Below are 2178 nucleotides of genomic sequence, written 5' to 3'. Positions count from 1 at the left end.
TTTAGGATTTATTTTAGCATTAACTTTTATGCAAAATGTTAAGTCTAAAAGTAATTATTTAGTAGAAGATGATGAGATGATAGAGTGGCATTCATATGAGCCAGAAGAGGTAATATAAATTTTGCTGTGGAAGTTTTTATTGATAATCTTTATGAGGTTTCCAATCGCGTAGCATGAAAAGCCTCTAAATAGAATTAGTTAACAATATATTGTTTTGAATTATGATATGTTTAAAAATAAACTATAAAACAAGTGCATATTACAAAGATATTACTGAAAATAATAACACTAATTTTATTAATAAATAAGAGTGAAGCTATAAAGATGATTCTTAAAATACAGTAAAATAAAACTCTTATACTTTTTTAGAATATGCAATGACTAAAGAGAGGTGATTCTAATGGTAAATTTAAAGATTTAGTTAAGTTGTTTATGAATTGTGGATTTACTTAGGAAGAAGAACAAAGTTAGTTATATTCCTATGTAAAAAATCCAACTGAAAAGACGTTAAGCCTAAGTATCATATTACATTACAAATAATTATTGAGGAGGTATATAGTGAAAAAATCATATATAGCAATATTTATTAGTATCGTAATATTGTTATCATCTAACATTTCAGTACTTGCAGGGGCTGATAATCAAGGCCTTGATGAAGATATTTATTTATTAAAGGAACAAATGTTTGTTCCTGATAAACTAAGGAACGAGTATGACAATGATGTTATACTAGATAAAGATGGATTATTGCCTATGTATGAAGAACCAGAACGTGGAACCGTCAAAATTTCAGACCAATTATATAATGAATCTGGTTTGATTGATGGTGATTTAAAGACATTTACCGATTTTGCTTCCTTTGGATATGCAACAATAACAATAGTTAAAAGAATACCAGGAATAGGGAGATATGTTGAATTAGGGCAAGAGATATATGATGCCTTAAGGGGAGTTTACTCAGATTTAAATTATATAAACAAAAGCAAACAAGTAACTACCCAAACATGGCATACGTTTAGAGATTTTTATCACTGGCTGTATGTATGGGATTATGGCACATGGCAAGATATGGGATATAGTATAAGTAGATATTATTATAAACATTTATATATGAGATATTACAATGATAGGTTAGGAGAATATACTTCAGTTGACCATCATTTTAATCATTCAAACCGTTATGATCCAGTAAAAATAGCAGAGGCTCCAAACTATAAAGATTACGAAGCGTTAACCGAAATAGTATATGAACATTGGGTAAGCAATTCAGGGAAATATGTGGAAAGTTATTAAATATATATAAAGCGTTGTAGTACAAGATATGTATTATTTTATTCATTAACAAATCTATTAATAATTAGTATAAAACGATATGATACATACTAGTCAGAATTTTTATGACTAGTATGTACTACTACAATAGCACAATGTTAAGGCAAGTAAAATATCTATTATATAGGTGATGAGCTATGACAGAAAGGGAATTATCTAGATGGAAAGAAATCCGAAGCAGGAGTATATTTAGATATGTAATATTAAGAGGTATTATCCTTGGATTGATTCTTATAGTCGTCTTATACATATTTATGGAGATATATTTTTTTAGATTCAAAGATATTATAAAGTATTTTTCTATAGGTATAGCAATATTTCTATTGAATTGGATAGTTAATGAGAAACGTTATATTAAACATTTTAAAAAAACTAAAAATATAGAATTTAAAAATAAAGGGAAAATATTAATCATAGCGATTGGTTTAATTTTAGTTATGATTATAGAAATAAAGAGTTACATTAATAAAAGAGAAGAATTAGCTAATACAATGAAAGCATATGAGGTAAAGGAGGCTATTGAATTAGATTTATCTGAATTTGATTATAGGGATTATTTATCACTTAAAATGTATGAAAGTGAATTATTATTTAATGCTACAACACCAGAAAGAAAAAAAGATGATAAATTTAATAATATAGTATATGAAGTTCGTTTAGAAAATATTTCAGATGAAAATATCAAAATAATCTACAAATATCATATTCCGGAAGAACTTACAAGAAGCATTATATATAGTGGCACAAACTTTAAAGATACTATAGAGTTAAAACCGGGGGAAGGATCTAGACACTATTCAGGATTTGTTATGAAACATTATAATTTGCTGACAAATGAAGAAAAAC

General features: G+C 26.8%; 2 protein-coding genes. Both read left to right on the top strand.

Annotated features, from left to right (window positions below):
• The first annotated feature begins 558 nt into the window (after positions 1-558).
• Positions 559-1293, top strand: a complete 735-nt coding sequence (locus VK998_RS09345) for a hypothetical protein (RefSeq protein ID WP_325227864.1) — start codon at positions 559-561, stop codon at positions 1291-1293.
• 176 nt (positions 1294-1469) lie between these two features.
• A partial coding sequence (locus tag VK998_RS09340; protein ID WP_325227863.1) for a hypothetical protein occupies positions 1470-2178 on the top strand: 709 nt, incomplete at its 3' end.

Source organism: Schnuerera sp. (genome assembly GCF_035459645.1).
GTDB lineage: Bacteria > Bacillota > Clostridia > Tissierellales > Tepidimicrobiaceae > Schnuerera.
This window is presented reverse-complemented; position numbering and strand designations above follow the sequence as displayed.